This window comes from Pseudomonas sp. PvP100 (assembly GCF_017833055.1).
Classification (GTDB): Bacteria; Pseudomonadota; Gammaproteobacteria; order Pseudomonadales; family Pseudomonadaceae; genus Aquipseudomonas; species Aquipseudomonas syringae.
In genome coordinates this window covers 1,675,515-1,693,119 of sequence record NZ_JAFIBO010000001.1, presented here as the reverse complement: position 1 = coordinate 1,693,119, position 17,605 = coordinate 1,675,515, and the positions used below count along the sequence as shown (strand labels likewise).

At 61.2% G+C, this 17,605-nt stretch carries 2 protein-coding genes (1 of these 2 running past the window's edge); both read right to left on the bottom strand.

What is annotated here, in order from left to right; all coding sequences use genetic code 11:
* Window positions 1-418: 418 nt before the first annotated feature.
* Entirely contained in the window at window positions 419-16,879 is a 16,461-nt protein-coding gene (locus tag JOE39_RS06995; protein ID WP_210077641.1) for a non-ribosomal peptide synthetase, read from the bottom strand.
* A protein-coding gene (sypA, locus tag JOE39_RS06990) for a non-ribosomal peptide synthase/polyketide synthase (RefSeq protein WP_210077643.1) crosses the window boundary here: on the bottom strand, window positions 16,876-17,605 show its end. 24,977 nt of this gene lie beyond the right edge of the window; only the last 730 of its 25,707 coding nucleotides appear in the window; the start codon falls outside the window, past its right edge; it ends in the stop codon at window positions 16,876-16,878. Before sypA ends, JOE39_RS06995 begins: the two co-directional genes overlap by 4 nt.

Below are 17,605 nucleotides of genomic sequence, written 5' to 3'. Positions count from 1 at the left end.
CGAATAACCTGCTGTTTATCATTTCAGAGGGGGTCGACGATCCCTGAGATCGGTGTCGCAACCAGTGTTTCGCACGATAAAAACGGAGGGGCTTCTAAACTCGAAGACAGAACGGGATCCGGGTGCAGGTATGATGGGCGCCGCAGCAATAAAGGGCTGCGGTCCTCTGACACACACGAAACTTCCCATTCGCCGTGCTTCCCACACGCCGCAAAAATTAGAGCATCCATGGGCGACTGTCTGTCGTGGGAAGCTGGGACAAGACTTGAGGGTGGCGGTCGGCGCAGCGATGTGCGAGCGCCTGGCTGAACAGACAGAGTGGGATGTTGCGAGGGGGGTACGAAGCCGTTACGCAGGACGTCAGGGTGAAAGGCAACCGCCCGACCGGTTGCCGATCGGGCGGGCAGTTACCGTCGCTTCAGATACGGCGTTTGCGGTTGAGTGTGGGTATTTTCGTCTGCGGCACCTCCAGCCGCTTGACCTTACCCACCGAGGCAGCCACCTGAATAAGCGTCGGATGACCGAACAGCACCTGGACGTCAGCTTCCAGGTCCGCCTGACGCATGCGCTCGATCAGGCTGACCGCCAACAATGAATGCCCGCCCAGTTCGAAGAAATGGTCATGACGCCCGACTTTTTCGACATTGAGCAGCTCCGCCCAGAGCGCTGCCAGCCTGATCTCCACGTCACCCACCGGGGCTTCGTAGGCACGCGAGGTAAATGCACTGCTGTCCGGTGCCGGCAGGGCCTTGCGGTCGAGCTTGCCATTCGGCGTCAGCGGCCACGCATCAAGCGGCATGTAGGCGGCCGGCAGCATGTAGTCCGGCAGCAGCCCTTGCAGGTACGTGCGCAGATCGCTGCTTTCCGGTAACACTGTCGGGTCAGACGGTGTGAAATACGCGACCAGACGGGTTTCGCCGGGTACGTCCTCGCGGGCGACAACCACCGCTTCCTGCACCTGCGGGTGTTTGTTCAGGGACGTCTCGATCTCGCCCAGTTCGATACGGAAACCACGGATCTTCACCTGATCATCGTTACGGCCCAGGTATTCGATATTGCCATCCGGCAAGTAGCGACCCAGGTCGCCGGTGCGGTACATACGCGCGCCGGGTGAGAGGCTGAACGGATCCTTGAGGAAGCGTTCAGCGGTCAGATCATCACGGTTCAGATAACCGCGGGCCACGCCGGCACCGCCGATGTAGATTTCACCCGGCATACCCCGCGGAACGAGCTGTTGCTGCTCGTCGAGCAGGTAAAACCGGGTGTTGCCCACCGGCCTGCCGATGTGCGGAGCGAAGCCGTCTTTGCGGTCCATGGCCACCCAGCTTGAGTAGGTGGTGGTTTCGGACGGCCCATACAGGTTGCACAAGCGCTGCACGCCGGTTTTCTCGAACAGTGATTCCACCAGATTGCGCTTGAGTGCTTCGCCGGCGACATTGACGGTGTGGACCGACCCTGGCAAACCGTCGATTTCCAGCAGCGCTTTCAGTGCCGAGGGAACGGTGTTGATCAGGCCGATATCGTGATTGCCGTGTTGCAGTTCCAGGACGTTTTTGACCACGTTGATGCTGCCACCCGATGTCAGCGGTGCGAAGCACTCGTAGACCGCGAGGTCGAAGTTCAGCGAGGTGGAGAACAGCGTTTTTTCCAGCGCAGAGCCTTCGAACGCCACGTGTGCCCAAGTCAGGAAGTTCACGGTGTTGCGATGCTCGATCATCACGCCTTTTGGCATACCGGTGGAACCGGACGTGTAGATCAGGTACGCCAGATGTGCCGAGGTCAGCCCCGGCACCTGCGGATTCTGGACGGATTCGCCCTGCCAATCGCTCAGATCAAGATTGATCACAGGTACCGAAACGTCGGCCAGCAAGCCCTGAGTAGCATTTTGAGCCAGAACGGCGGCAGGCGTGCTGTCCTCCAGCATGTAAGCAATCCGCTCTACCGGATATGCTGGATCCAGCGGAACGTAGCCGCCACCCGCCTTGAGAATCGCCAGCAAACCGACGACCATTTCCACGCCGCGTTCTACGCAGATCCCTACGCGGGAATCGGGCTGCACACCCTGTTTGCGCAAGGCATGGGCCAGGCGGTTGGCCTGTTCGTTGAGCTCGCGATAGGTCAGGCGCTGTTGGCCATGCACCACGGCCACAGCCTGCGGCGTGCGCTCGACCTGTGCTTCGAACAGGCCATGGATGGTCTGCTCGTGCGGATAATCCAGCGCGGTAGCGTTGAGGCCGAAGACCAGTTGCTCACGCTCTGCTGCTGGCACAACCGACAAACCAGCCAAAGGCATCTCGCTGGACTGCTCCAGTGCGCTGACCACACCCTCCAGCGCTGTCTGCATATACGCGCAGACCTGTTGCGCATCGATACTGGAAATGGCTTGAACGGTGAGGCTGAAGCCCGCACCTTCATCGTTCACTGAAAGGGTCAGCGGATAGTTGGTGCGTTCTTCTCCGTGCAAATGTTCGATGCCCTGCCAGGCCTCGAAAGCCTGCTGATTGACCTCCACGTCGATATGCCGGTAGTTGAGCAAGGCGTTGAACAGTGGCGTTGACGCCGGTACACCACTGCAACGCTGAGCCAGCACCAGCGACGCGTGTTCATGGGCCAGCAGTCCGCTGAGTCGTGCGTGGGCAGCTTTCAGACCGCTGCGCACGCCCTGCTCGCCCAGCGTGACGCGCAGCGGCAAGGTGTTGATGAACATCCCCAGCGCCCGGTCAGAACCAACGCCGCCCTGCAGACGACCAAGCAACACGGTGCCGAACACCACATCCTCTTTGCCTGAGACAGCGCCCAGTACAAGGGCCCAGGCCAGGTGATACAGGCTGGCGGAACTGACCCCGAGTTGACGAGCCTGCGCCCGCAAGCGCTGGCTCAGGTCAATGTCGACCCGCTGGAATGCTTCCTCGATACCTTGCCCCTCGCCCTGCACGTCCTGCAGGCCGAACGGTAGCGTCGGCTCGTCGATGTCGCCGAGCATGTCGCGGAAAAACGCTTCGTGTTCCTCGCGGCTGACGCCGAGCCTGGCCTGAGCCACGTAATTGCGATAAGGCACGGAGGGCGTCAGCGACGCTTGCTGACCGAGCATGTGCGCTTCGATTTCGCTTCTGAGAATACGCAGCGACGTGGCGTCGTCCACCAGGTGATGGAACAGCAGCATGCCCATCCAGCGGTTATTTACCGCGTCTTGGGCATAGCCGATGCGTAACATCGGCGCCTGACGGATGTCCAGACGCGTGTGACGCGGGTCCAGGCGCTTGATCAGTTGCTCGGAAATATCACCGCAGGCCGGGTCCAGTACCAGCTCATCAAGCCCCAGCGGCGCCTCACGCCAGACCACCTGCACCGGTGCCTCGAGACGCTCCCAAAGCACGGCGGTACGCAGGATATCGTGCCGCGCGATCACGCCTTGCAGGGCCTGGGCGAAGCTGTGCAGGCGCTCGATACTGTCAAAGGAGAACAGTGCGTACTGCAAGTAGGGATCGCCTTCGACCGCAGCAATGTGGTGATACAGAATCCCCTCCTGCAGCGGCGCCAGGGCATAAATATCCTGCACGTTGGCCGCACCACCCGGCACGCAGGACACCACATGGTCGATATCCTCCTGGCGCAGTGACACCAGTGGCAGCATGTCCGGGGTGATGTGCGCGCAGTCGGCGGGAATAAGGTTGGCGGGTACTTCTACTGCACCCTTGCCGCCCACCGCTGCCGCCAGTGCCGACAGGGTCGGCTGGCTGAAGAGCACGCGCACGTCGGCAACCAGATCGATCTGGCGCATGCGTTCGATCAGTTTCACGGCCAGCAGCGAGTGGCCGCCCAGCTCGAAGAAGTGGTCATGCCGGCCGACCTGCTCGAGTTGCAACAGGTCTTGCCAGATCCGCGCAATGGCCATCTCGGCGTCGCTTTCTGGCGCTTCGTAGCCCCGATTGGCCACTGAAGACCGGTCAGGCGCAGGCAAGGCCTTGCGGTCAAGCTTACCGTTGGCGGTCAGCGGCAGTGCATCGAGCTGCACGTAGGCAGCCGGTACCATGTACTGCGGCAATGTGCCTTGCAGATGCTCGCGCAGGTTTTCGATGTCCAGCAGCCTTTGCGCCTGCAGCGCCGTGACATAGGCCACCAGACGCTTGTCACCGGGCACATCCTCACGGCACAGCACCACGGCATCGCAGACTTCAGGATGCTCAGCCAGACGTGCTTCGATTTCACCCAGTTCGATACGGAAGCCGCGAATCTTCACCTGTTCGTCGTTGCGGCCCAGGTATTCCAGGCTGCCATCGGCCAGCCTGCGTCCCAGGTCGCCGGTGCGGTACAGGCGAGCACCCGGAGCGTTACTGAACGGGTTATCGAGAAAACGCTCGGCCGTCAGTGCTTCACGGTTCAGGTAGCCACGGGCAACACCGGCACCGCCCACGTACAGCTCGCCGATCACGCCTGCCGGCACTGGTTCGCCATGGGCGTCAAGCAGGTACAGTTGCAGGTCTGGAATACGCTTGCCGATCGGACTGGCACCGACACGCTGGGCGTCTTCGGCCTTCAACGGGTAGTAGGTGACGTGCACTGTGGTTTCGGTAATCCCGTACATGTTCACCAGTTGCGTGCCGGTATTCACGTTGCGGGCGTACCACGGTTTGAGCATCGCCGTTTCCAGTGCTTCGCCGCCGAAAATCACTTGGCGCAGCGAATGTGCCTGCTCTTTCTCGCCCTGGGCCGCAATCAGCTGGCGGAACGCACTCGGTGTCTGGCTAAGTACGGTTACACCAGCACTGCACAGCAGTTCGTGGAAGTCTTCAGGCGAGCGGCTGACCAGTTGCGGAACGATCAACAGACGTCCGCCATGCAGCAGCGCGCCCCAGATTTCCCAGACCGAGAAGTCGAAAGCGAATGAGTGGAACAGCGCCCAGACATCCTGTTCATTGAAACCGAACCAGTCCTGGGTGGCCGAGAACAGTCGTGCAACGTTGCGATGCTCGACCATCACACCCTTGGGCAGGCCGGTAGAACCGGAGGTGTAGATGACGTAGGCAAGGTCGCTGGGCTGCACCGATACCATTGGATTGCTGACGGATTCATCCAGCAGGTCTGCATCGTCAAGATAGATCAGTGGCACATCGGAGTCCGACAAGGCTTGCTGCACCGATCGCTGACTCAACAGCGCCACCGGGGTACTGTCGCCGAGTACGTAGGACAGGCGCTCAAGCGGGTAAGCCGGATCCAGTGGCACGTAACCGGCGCCGGATTTGAGGATCCCCAGCAAGCCGATAATCATCGCCGGGCCACGTTCGACGCAGATCGCCACGCGATCGTCATTGCGTACACCCAAGGCCAGCAAACGGTGCGCGACCTGGTTGGCACGCGCATTGAGCTCGCTGTAGCTCAGGGTCTGCGCTTCGAACATCAGCGCGACGGCGTCTGGCTGTTCTGCGACGCGTGCTTCGAATTGCCGGTGGATCGGTGTCTCGTGTGCATAGCTCTTCTCAGGCCGGTTGCACTGCTCGAGCAACTGCGCACGTTCGTTGAACGGCAATATCGAAATAGCATGCAGCGGGGTTTGCGGCGCCTGTTCCAGCGCATCGACAAGACTGTTCAGGGTTTGTTGCATGTAGGCGCAGATCCGTGTCGCCTCAACCAGTGGCACGGTCTGAACAGTCAACTGGAAGCCTTCGCCCTGGTCATCGACGTTCAGCGTCAGCGGGTAGTTGGTACGTTCTTCATCGCCCAGCGACTGCATGCCATCCCAGGCCATCAGTGCCTCATCGGTCACGGCAATGCTGCTGTGACGATAATTGAGCAAGGCGCTGAACAGCGGTGCCGGTGCGGCCACGCCACTGCAGCGCTGGGCCAGTGCCAGCGAGGCATGTTCATGACCGAGTAACCCGGTCAGGCGTCGATGCGTGGCCTTGACCCCGTCACGTACGTCCAGATTGCCCAGCTCTACCCGCAGCGGCAAGGTGTTGATAAACATTCCCAGCGCCCGGTCTGCGCCTTCGCCGCCCTGCATGCGGCCCATCAGTACGGTGCCGAACACTACGTCGTCACGCCCCGAGACCTGACTCAGCAGTCGCGCCCAGGCCAGGTGGACCAGGCTCGCGGCACTCACGCCCAGCTGCAGGGCCTGGCTCCGCACGCGACGGCTGAGGTCTGCGTCTACGGTCAGTCGGGCTTCTTCGATGTCGCGCCCGTCACCGTGTACCTGTTGCAAACCGAACGGCAGCGTCGGTTCGTCGACATTGCCCAGCATGTCGCGGAAGAACACCTCATGCTCTTCCTGGCTCACGCCCAGTCGGGCCTGAGCGACATAGTTGCGATACGGAACCGCCGCGCCCAGTTGCGCCTCCTGGCCCAGCAGGCTGGCCTGCATCTCGTAGCGCACCACGTCCATCGCGGTATGGTCCATGACCAGATGATGGAACTGCAGCAACGCCAGCCAGCGCTGGTTCGGTCCATCCCAGGCACACACCAGACGCATCATCGGCGCTTGACGAATGTCCAGACGATGGTGCCTGGCGTCGAAACGCTGGTGTAACTGTGCCGCCATGTCGCCCGCGTGTGGGTCGGCATCAAAGCTTTCGCGCATCAGCGGCGCCTGACGCCAGACCACTTGCATCGGTTCGTCCAGCCCCTCCCAGACCAATGCGGTGCGCAGCACGTCATGACGCTGGATCACGAACTGCAAGGCGCGGGCGAAATCGTCGACATGCTCCTGGCTGTCAAAGCTGAACAGCGATTGCAGCACGTAGGGATCACCGCGTTCAGCGCTGAGGTGGTGATAGAGGATACCTTCCTGCAGCGGCGCCAGCGGGTAGATATCCTGCACGTTGGCAACGCCGCCGGGCACCGTGGCAACGATCCGGTCGATGGCGACCTGATCAAGACTTGCCAGCGGCAACATGTCCGGTGTAATCCGCTGACAGTCCGCGGCAATGCCATTGGCCGGGACGTGAATTTCACGGCCGCTGCCCACCGCCGCTGCCAGCGCTGCCAGGGTCGGCTGGCTGAACAGCACGCGCACGTCGGCACTCAGACCGACCTGGCGCATGCGTTCGATCAGCATCACCGCCAGCAACGAATGACCGCCCAGTTCGAAAAAGTGATCATGACGACCGACCTGTTCGACCGTCAGTACGTCTGCCCAGATCGACGCCAGCAGGGTCTCGACCTCGCCTTGAGGGGCTTCATAACCGCGGCTGATCAGCGATTGCGCATCCGGCGCTGGTAGCGCCTTGCGGTCGAGCTTGCCGTTGGCGGTCAGCGGCAGTGCGTCCAGCTGCACGTAGGCCGCAGGCACCATGTAGTCCGGCAATGTGCCTTGCAGATGACTGCGCAGGTGTTCAATGTCGAGCACGGTTTCAAGCTGTTGCGCTATGACATAAGCCACCAGGCGCTTGTCGCCCGGCACATCCTGACGACACAGCACCACAGCCTCGCGAACCTCGGGATGTTCGGCCAGGCGCGCTTCGATTTCACCCAGTTCAACGCGGAAACCACGGATTTTTATCTGGTCGTCATTGCGACCCAGGTATTCCAGGTTGCCGTCGGCACGCCAGCGAACCAGGTCGCCAGTGCGGTACATCAGTGCGTTTTCCGACGCACTGAACGGATCGACGACAAATTGCGTGGCGCTCAAGTCATCTCGATTCAAATAGCCTTTGGCAACACCCTGCCCGCCTATATACAGCTCGCCGGGCACACCCACTGCCACGGGTTCGCGCAGCGCATCGAGCACGTAAGCCAGACTGTTGCCGACAGGTCGACCGATGGGGATACCACCACTGCCCACTGAAGTGATCTCGTAGGTCGCGGAAAAGGTCGTCGCCTCGGTCGGGCCATAGCCGTTGAGCAGATGTTGTGGAGGATTGTTCGACAGCACTCTGTTTATAACGGCAGGGTCCAGCACATCACCGCCGACGATCAGGTAGCGCAGACGTGAAAACGCTTCGCCCAGACCCGAAGCGTATTGATGGAACAACCCGGCGGTCATCCACAGCACGGTTACCGATTGCTCCAGCAGCAGACGCTGGAAATTCAGTGGAGACAGAAAGTCGTTCTGCTCGATCACCACCACACAGCCGCCGTTGAGTAACGGTGCCCAGACGTCCAGCGTACTGGCATCAAACGCAGGGTTAGAGGCAAACGCCACGCGATCCTGAGCATTGAAGTCGGCGTAACCGTTGTTGATCACCAGGCGGCTGATGGCGCGATGCGGCACCAGCACACCTTTAGGAACCCCCGTCGAGCCAGAGGTGTACATGATGTAGGCGACGCTTTCGCTGGACTGCGGCAATGCCAGATCAGTGTCTTTCAGGTCGTCCAGGGTCAAATCGTCGAGATCGATACGCTGTGCACCACTCGTCAGCGATACGTGACTATGAGTCAGCAGGACACGTGCACGACTGTCTTCAATCATGAATGCCTGACGTTCGACCGGTGCATGGGTGTCCAGCGGCACGTACACCGCCGCGCATTTGAGCACCGCCAGCTGACTGGCGAGCAGGTCGAGGCTGCGCTCCAGCAAAATCGCCACACTGTCACCCGGCTGTACGCCGAGACCCAGTAGATACCGCGCCAGACGATTGGCACGGGTGTTGAGTTCGGCGTAGCTCACGGAGACGCCGTCGTGAATCGCCGCGCAAGTTTCGGGTACTGCCCGTACCTGGTCTTCGAACAGGCCGTGCACGGTCTGCTGTTGCGGGTAATCCCGCGCGGTCTTGTTGAATTCGACCAGTAATTGCTGGCGTTCGACAGCCGGCAGGATCGCAATACTGCTCAGCGGTGCTTCGGGGTCCTGCTCCAGCGCCATAAGGATATGCTCCAGCGCCGTCTGCATATAAGAGCAGACCCGTTGTGCATCGATACTGGCAATGGCTTGCACGGTAAGGCTGAAGCCCTCCCCTTCATCATTCACTGAAAGGGCCAGCGGATAGTTGGTACGCTCTTCACTGTGCAGGCTTTCGATGCCCTGCCAGGTGTCGAAAGACTCTTGGTTGACCTGCGCGTCGATATGCCGGTAGTTGAGCAAGGCGCTGAACAGTGGCGTTGACGCGGGCACACCACTGCAGCGTTGAGCCAGTACCAGCGACGCGTGTTCATGGGCCAGCAGCATGCTGAGTCGCGCATGAGTGGCTTTCAGACCGCTGCGCACGCCCTGCTCGCCCAGCGTGACGCGCAGCGGCAAGGTATTGATGAACATCCCCAGCGCCCGGTCAGAGCCGGCACCGCCTTGCAGGCGACCGAGCAACACGGTGCCGAAGACCACATCGCCTTTGCCCGAAACGGCAGCCAGTACACGGGCCCAGGCCAGGTGATACAGGCTGGCAGAACTGACCCCGAGTTGGCGGGCCTGCACGCGCAAACGCTGGCTCAGGCCAATGTCGACCCGCTGGCATGCTTCCTCGATACCGCGCCCGTCGCCCTGCACGTCCTGCACGCCGAAGGGTAGCGTCGGCTCGTCGATATCACCGAGCATGTCGCGGAAAAATACCTCGTGCTCTTCACGGCTGACACCGAGCATGGCCTGAGCTACGTAATTGCGATAGGGCACGGACGGTGGCAGCGAGGCTTGCTGACCGAGCATGTGCGCTTCGATTTCGCTTCTGAGAATACGCAGCGACGTGGCGTCGTCCACCAGGTGATGGAACAGCAACATGCCCAGCCAGCGATTGTTCACCTCATCGTGTGCATAACCGATGCGCAGCATCGGTGCATGACGGATGTCCAGACGCGTGTGGCGCGGGTCGAGACGCTTGAGCAGTTGTTCGGCGATGTCGCCATCGGCCGGGTCCAGCATGTGCTCATCCAGGCCCAGAGTCGCTTCACGCCAGACCACCTGCACCGGGGCGTCGAGACGTTCCCAAAACACCGCAGTGCGCAGGATATCGTGCCGCGCGATCACGCCTTGCAGTGCCTGGGCGAAGTTATGCAGAAGTTCTCGGCTGTCGAAGGCAAACAGTGCGTGTTGCAGGTACGGGTCGCCTTCGGCCGCAGCAAGGTGGTGATACAAAATCCCCTCCTGCAACGGCGCCAAGGCATAGATATCCTGCACGTTGGACAGACCGCCGGGCACGCTGGACACCACGCGATCAATATCCTCCTGGCTCAGCGACACCAGCGGCAGCATATCCGGGGTGATGCGCGAGCAGTCGGCGGGAATAAGGTTGGCGGGTGCCTCGACTTGCCCTTTGCCGCCCACCGCTGCCGCCAGGGCAGACAGGGTCGGCTGGCTGAACAGCACGCGCACATCGGCAACCAGATCGATCTGGCGCATGCGCTCGATCAGTTTCACCGCCAGCAGCGAGTGGCCGCCCAGTTCGAAGAAGTGGTCATGCCGGCCGACCTGCTCCAGCTGGAGCAGGTCTTGCCAGATCCGCGCAATGGCCATTTCGGTGTCGCCTTCTGGCGCTTCATAGCCCCGACTGGCCAACGCCGAACGGTCGGGTGCTGGCAGCGCCTTGCGGTCGAGCTTGCCGTTGGCAGTCAACGGCAGCGTATCGAGTTGCACGTAGGCCGCCGGCACCATGTACTGCGGCAACGTGCCTTGCAGATGCTCGCGCAGGCTTTCGATGTCCAGCAGGTCGCCCGACTGCTGCGTCGTGAGATAGGCCACCAGACGCTTGTCGCCCGGTTCGTCTTCACGCACCACAACCACAGCGTCACGTACGCCTTGGCAGGCGCTCAATCGAGCTTCGATCTCGCCCAGCTCGATACGGAAACCGCGAATTTTCACCTGTTCATCGTTACGGCCCAGATACTCGAGGCTGCCATTGGCCAGCCAGCGCCCCAGGTCGCCGGTACGGTACAGGCGCGCACCCGGAGCACTACTGAACGGGTTATCGAGAAAACGCTCGGCCGTCAGTGCTTCGCGATTCAGGTAGCCACGCGCAACGCCGGCGCCGCCCACATACAGCTCGCCAATCACCCCTACTGGCACCGGTTCGCGATGAGCATCGAGGACATACAGCTGCAAATCGGGAATGTGCTCGCCGATCGGGCTGGCGCCCATGCGCTGTGCATCTTCGGCCTGCAACGGATAGTAGGTCACATGCACGGTGGTTTCGGTGATGCCGTACATATTCACCAGTTGCGTGCCGGTATTCACGTTGCGGGCGTACCACGGCTTGAGCATGGCCGTTTCCAGTGCTTCGCCGCCGAAAATCACCTGGCGCAATGAGTGTGCGCGCTCGCTCTTGCCCTGGGCCGCAATCAGCTGGCGGAAGGCACTCGGTGTCTGGTTGAGTACCGTGACTCCGGCACTGCACAGCAGGTCATAGCAGTCTTCAGGTGAACGGCTGATCAGTTGCGGCACGATCAGCAGGCGCCCACCGTGCAGCAGCGCGCCCCAGATTTCCCAGACCGAGAAGTCGAAGGCGAATGAGTGGAACAGTGCTCCAACATCCTGTTCATTGAAACCGAACCAGTCCTGGGTGGCCGAGAACAGCCGTGCGACGTTGCGATGCTCGACCATCACTCCCTTTGGCAGGCCAGTGGAACCGGAGGTGTAGATGACGTAGGCAAGGTCGGCGGGCTTGACCGGTACTTGCAGATTGCAGACGGATTCGTCCTGCAGGTCGGCATCGTCAAGGTAGATCAGCGGCACTTCGCAGACCGGCAAGGCCTGTTGCACTGATCGCTGGCTCAACAATGCCACTGGGGTACTGTCGCCGAGTACGTAGGCCAGGCGCTCAAGCGGGTAAGCCGGATCCAGTGGCACGTAACCGGCGCCGGATTTGAGGATGCCCAACACGCCGATAATCATCGCCGGGCCACGTTCGACGCAGATCGCCACGCGATCGTCAGGCCGTACACCCAGGGCCAGCAAACGGTGCGCGACCTGGTTGGCACGCGCATTGAGCTCGCCGTAGCTCAGGGTCTGTGCTTCGAACATCAGCGCGACGGCATCTGGTCGTTCTGCGGCGCGGGCTTCGAATTGCCGGTGGATCGGTGTTTCATGTGCATAGGTTTTGCCGGAAGGGTTCCAGTGTTCGAGCAACTGGGTACGTTCGCTGAGCGGCAGTATCGAAATACTGTGTAACGGCGTTTGCGGCGCCTGTTCCAGCGCCTCGACCAGCCCCGCTACGGCCAACTGCAGATAGTCACAAAGGCGCTGCGCGCCAATGCTCGCCGCCACCAGCGAAGTGAACTGGAAGCCTTCACCCGTATCGTCGACATTGACGGTCAGCGGGTAGTTGGTGCGTTCTTCTTCGTCCAGTCGCAAAGACTGCATGCCATCCCAGGCCGCCATTGCCTCATCGGTCACGGCAACGCTACTGTGACGATAATTGAGCAAGGCGCTGAACAGCGGTGTCGGTGCGACCACGCCACTGCAGCGCTGGGCCAGTGCCAGCGAGGCATGTTCATGGCCGAGTAACCCGGTCAAGCGCCGATGCGTGGCCTTGACCCCGTCACGTACGCCCTCACCGCCCAGGTCCACCCGCAGCGGCAAGGTATTGATGAACATGCCAAGGGCCCGTTCGGCACCCTCGCCGCTCTGCATGCGGCCCATCAGGACGGTGCCGAATACCACTTGATCACGTCCGCTGAGGCGGCCCAGCATCTGTGCGAATGCCAGATGGAGCAGGCTTGCAGCACTGACCCCAAGCTGCCGCGTCTGCACTCTAAGGCGTTGGCTCAAAGCGTTATCCAGCGTCAGACGAGCCTGATCGATAGCGTTGCCGTCGCCTTGCACGTCGTGCAGGCCGAACGGCAGCGTCGGCTCGTCGATGTCGCCGAGCATGTCCTGGAAGAACAGCTCATGATCCTGCTCGTTCACGCCCTGTCGGGCCTGAGCGACATAGTTTCGGTAAGGAACTGAGTCACCAAGTCGATCGGCCTGACCGAGCAGGCAGACCTGCATTTCATAGCGCACCTGATCCAGCGCAGTGTGGTCAAGGATCATGTGGTGAAACATCAGCGTCGCCACCCAACGCTGGTTGACGGTGTCCAGGGCACACACCACTCGCATCAAGGGTGCCCGACGGATGTCCATGCGTATCTGGCGCGGGTCCAGGCGCTCTTGCAACTGACGGGATATATCACCGAAGCGAGGGTTGAGCTGAATTTCCTCGACGCTGAGTTCGACCTGACGCCAGACCACCAGCAAAGGCTCATCAAGACTTTCCCAGTGCATGGACGTGCGCAGGATGTCATGGCGGTTGATGACCGTTTGCAGGGCCTGGGCGAAGGTATCCAGATGAGCGCGGCTCTGGAACGCGAACTGGCTCTGCAGTACGTAAGGATCGCCCTGCTCTGCGGCGATATGATGATAGAGAATGCCTTCCTGTAACGGCGCCAGCGGGTAAATATCCTGCACGTTCGCTGCGCCGCCGGGCACACAGGCCACCACCAGGTCGATCTGCTCTTGGGTCAGTTTGATCAGCGGCAAGAGGTCTGGGGTGATGCGTTGGCAACCTGGGGTAATCAGGTTGGTCGCTACGGTGACTTCATCACTGCCGGGTTCATCGCCGCCGCCCACGGCACTGGCCAGTGCGGCAAGGGTCGGTTGGCTGAACAGCGCTTTTACATCAGTACTCAGACCGATGTGACGCATGCGCCCGATCAGGCTGACTGCCAGCAGCGAATGACCACCGAGTTCGAAGAAATTGTCGTGACGACCGACCTGCTCGACGCCCAGTAATTCTTGCCAGATGACCGCGATCTGCGTTTCGATTTCGCCCTGAGGGGCCTCGTAGCCACGGCTGATCAGCGAGTCACTGTCGGGTGCTGGCAGCGCCTTGCGGTCGAGCTTGCCGTTCGGAGTCAGCGGCATTGCGTCAACACGTACGTAGGCCACAGGGATCATGTAGGCCGGGAGTTGTTCCTGCAGCCAGCCGCGCAAGCTGTCGATGCCCGGTTCCGTTTGCGCGGACTGGACGCTGTAATAAGCCACCAGACGCTTGTCGCCGGGAACATCTTCGCGAGCGGTGACCACCACTTCATGGACGGCCGGGTGTTTGGCCAGACGCGCATCGATCTCGCCCAGTTCGATACGGAAGCCACGGATCTTCACTTGATCATCGTTACGGCCCAGGTATTCGATATTGCCATCTGGCAGATAACGGCCAAGGTCCCCGGTACGGTACATGCGTGCCGCGGGTTGCTGACTGAACGGGTCCTTGAGGAAGCGTTCGGCAGTGAGGTCGTCACGGTTCAGGTAGCCACGGGCCACACCGGCACCGCCGATGTAGATTTCACCCGCAACACCCAGTGGCACGGGCTGTAGCTGTTCGTCCAGCAGGTAAAACTGCGTATTACCGACCGGTTTGCCGATGTGCGCAGCGAAGCCGTCTTCGCGATCCATCGCCACCCAGCTTGAGTACGTGGTTGTTTCAGATGGGCCATACAGGTTGCACAGGCGCTGCACGCCGGTCTTCTCGAACAGCGACTCAACCAGGCTGCGCTTCAGCGCTTCACCGGCCACGTTCACTGTGTGCACAGATTCTGGTAAGCCGTTAACTTCCAGCAGCGCTTTAAGCGCCGACGGTACGGTGTTGATCAGGCCGATGTCGTGCTCGCCGTGTTGCAGTTCCAGCACGTTTTTGACGACTTCGATACTGCCGCCCGAGGTCAGCGGCGCGAAGCACTCGTAGACGGCGAGGTCGAAGTTCAGCGAAGTGGAAAACAGCGTTTTTTCCAGTGCAGAGCCGTCGAACGCCTTATGCGCCCAGCTCAGGAAGTTCACGGTGTTACGGTGTTCGATCATCACGCCTTTCGGCAAGCCGGTCGAACCCGAGGTGTAGATCAGGTAGGCCAGGTGCGCCGAAGTCAGCCCCGGCACCTGCGGATTCTGGACGGATTGTTCCTGCCAATCGCTCAGATCAAGATTGATCACAGGCACCGAAACGTCGGCCAGCAAGCCCTGAGTAGCGGTTTGAGCCAGCACGGCTGCCGGAGCACTGTCCTGCAGCATGTAGGCAATACGTTCTGCCGGGTAAGCTGGATCGAGCGGCACATAGCCGCCGCCCGCCTTGAGAATCGCCAGCAAACCGATGACCATTTCCGCGCCGCGTTCTACACAGATTCCGACGCGAGAATCAGGCTGAACGCCCTGCTTGCGCAAGGCATGGGCCAGGCGGTTGGCCTGCTCGTTAAGCTCGCGATAGGTCAAGCGTTGTTCGCCATGGACGACTGCCAGCGCTTCCGGTGTGCGCTCGGTTTGCGCTTCAAACAGGCCATGGATGGTCTGCTGCTGCGGATAATCCAGCGAGGTGTCATTGAAATCCACCAGCAACTGCTCGCGCTCGTCGGCTGGCAGGATCGGCAAGCTGTTCAACGGCGCCTGCGGCGTCTGCTCCAGTGCATGCACCAGGCTTTCCAGCGCCGTCTGCATATACCCGCAAACCCGCTGGGCACCGATACCGGCAACAGCCTGAACATTAAGGCTGAATCCTTCGCCAAGATCGTCGAGGGATAAAATCAACGGGTAGTTGGTGCGTTCTTCACCGCCCCTCACCTCGATCCCTTCCCAGAGTTGATCGGCCTGATCGGTGACTTCCTGATCGCTCGCCGCTCCGGCTGAACTGTGGCGGTAGTTGAGCAATGCGCTGAACAGTGGCGTCGGTGCCGATACACCGCTGCAACGCTGGGCCAACGCCAGCGAGGCGTGTTCGTGGCCGAGCAACGCTGTCAAACGTGCATGGGTCGCCTTGACCCCGGCGCGTACATCCTGCTCACCCACGTCCACCCGTAGCGGCAAGGTATTGATAAACATCCCCAAGGCCCGGCCAACCCCCTCGCCACCGCGCATGCGCCCCAGCAGCACCGTGCCGAACACGACATCGTTACGCCCGCACAGGCATCCGAGCACCCGTGCCCAGGCAAGGTGATGCAGGCTCGCCGCGCTCACCCCTTGCAGTCGCGCCTGAGCACGCAAGCGCTGGCTCAGTTCGGCAGGCAGAGGCTGATGCGCCTCTTCGATGCCATGGCCGTCGCCGCGCACATCCTGCAGGCCGAACGGCAACGTGGGTTCATCGACGTCGCCGAGCATCTCGCGGAAAAACCCTTCGTGCTGCTTGTTCGTGACGCCGAGCCGGGCCTGGGCCACGTAGTTGCGATACGGCACCGGTTCGCCCAGTGTGTGGGCCTGACCGTACAGATACGCATGGATTTCATGATGGACCTGGTCCAGCGCCGCATGGTCGATGGCGATGTGGTGAAACAGCAGCATCGCCACCCAGCACTGGTTGACCTCGTCGTGGGTGAAGGCCAGCCGCAGCAAGGGTGCCTGGCTGATATCGAGGCGGTAATGCCGTGGGTCGAAGCGTTGTTGCAATTGCTCGCTGGCGGGGCCGGCGGCAGGGTCAATGGTGATTTCGCTGAGCACCAGATCAGCCTTGCGCCACACCACTTGCACTGGCTCGTCCAGGCCTTCCCACACCACGCTGGTGCGCAGGATGTCGTGGCGGTTGATGACCTGCTGCAAGGCCGCGGTGAACTCGTCGAAACGTTCCCGGCTGGCAATCGTAAACTGTGCCTGCAGTACGTAAGGATCACCCTGTTCAGCGGCGATATGGTGATAAAGAATGCCTTCCTGCAACGACGCCAGCGGGTAGATATCCTGCACATTGGGCACGCCGCCAGGGACGCGGGCAACGATTGTTTCGATGGCTGCCTGGTCGAGTTCGATCAACGGCAACATGTCCGGGGTAATGCGCTCGCAGCCCGGCACAATCGCCTGGGCAGGAACGTCCACTTCATCGGCCTTGCCGCTGTAATACTCGCCGGCATTGATCAGTTCGATCAATGCCGCTTTGTTCTCGCGCAACATTGCCACCACAGAGGGTTCCATGAGGGACTGTCGCTTGCCGCTGACGAGCAGTTGGTCGCCCTTGACGGCAAGCTGCACGTCTTTCTCTTCCAGTAATGCCAACAGTTCAATCATGCTCACAGAACAATCTCCATTCTTTCCGTTGTAGCTGCGTATTCCGAGAGTGTCGGGTGCTTGAACAGCGACTTGACTTCAGCCTCCAGGCCTTCCTGTCGCATGCGTTCCATCAGGCTGACAGCGAGCAGAGAGTGGCCGCCCAGCTCGAAAAAGTGGTCATGCCGTCCAACCTGCGTGACACCCAGCAAGTCTTGCCAGATACCGGCGATCAGTATTTCTCGCTCACCTTGCGGGGCTTCATAGCCACGGCTGATCAATGCCCCCTCGCCCGGCGCGGGTAGCGCCTTGCGGTCGAGTTTGCCGTTGGGCGTGAGAGGCAATGCGTCGAGACGCACGTAAGCCACCGGGACCATGTAGGCCGGCAACTGCCCCAGCAGCCAGCCGCGCAAGCTGTCGATGTCCGGCGCAGTTTGCGCGGATTGGACCGTGTAATACGCCACCAGGCGTTTGTCGCCGGGGACGTCTTCGCGTGCAGTGACCACCGCATCCTGGACTGCTGGATGCCTGGCCAGGCATGCGTCGATCTCGCCCAGTTCGATACGGAAGCCACGAATCTTCACCTGATCGTCGTTGCGGCCCAGGTATTCGATATTGCCGTCTGGCAGGTAGCGACCGAGATCGCCGGTGCGGTACATGCGTGCCGCTGGCTGCGGGCTGAACGGATCCGCAAGGAAGCGTTCGGCAGTCAGATCGTCACGGTTCAGGTAGCCACGGGCCACGCCCGCGCCG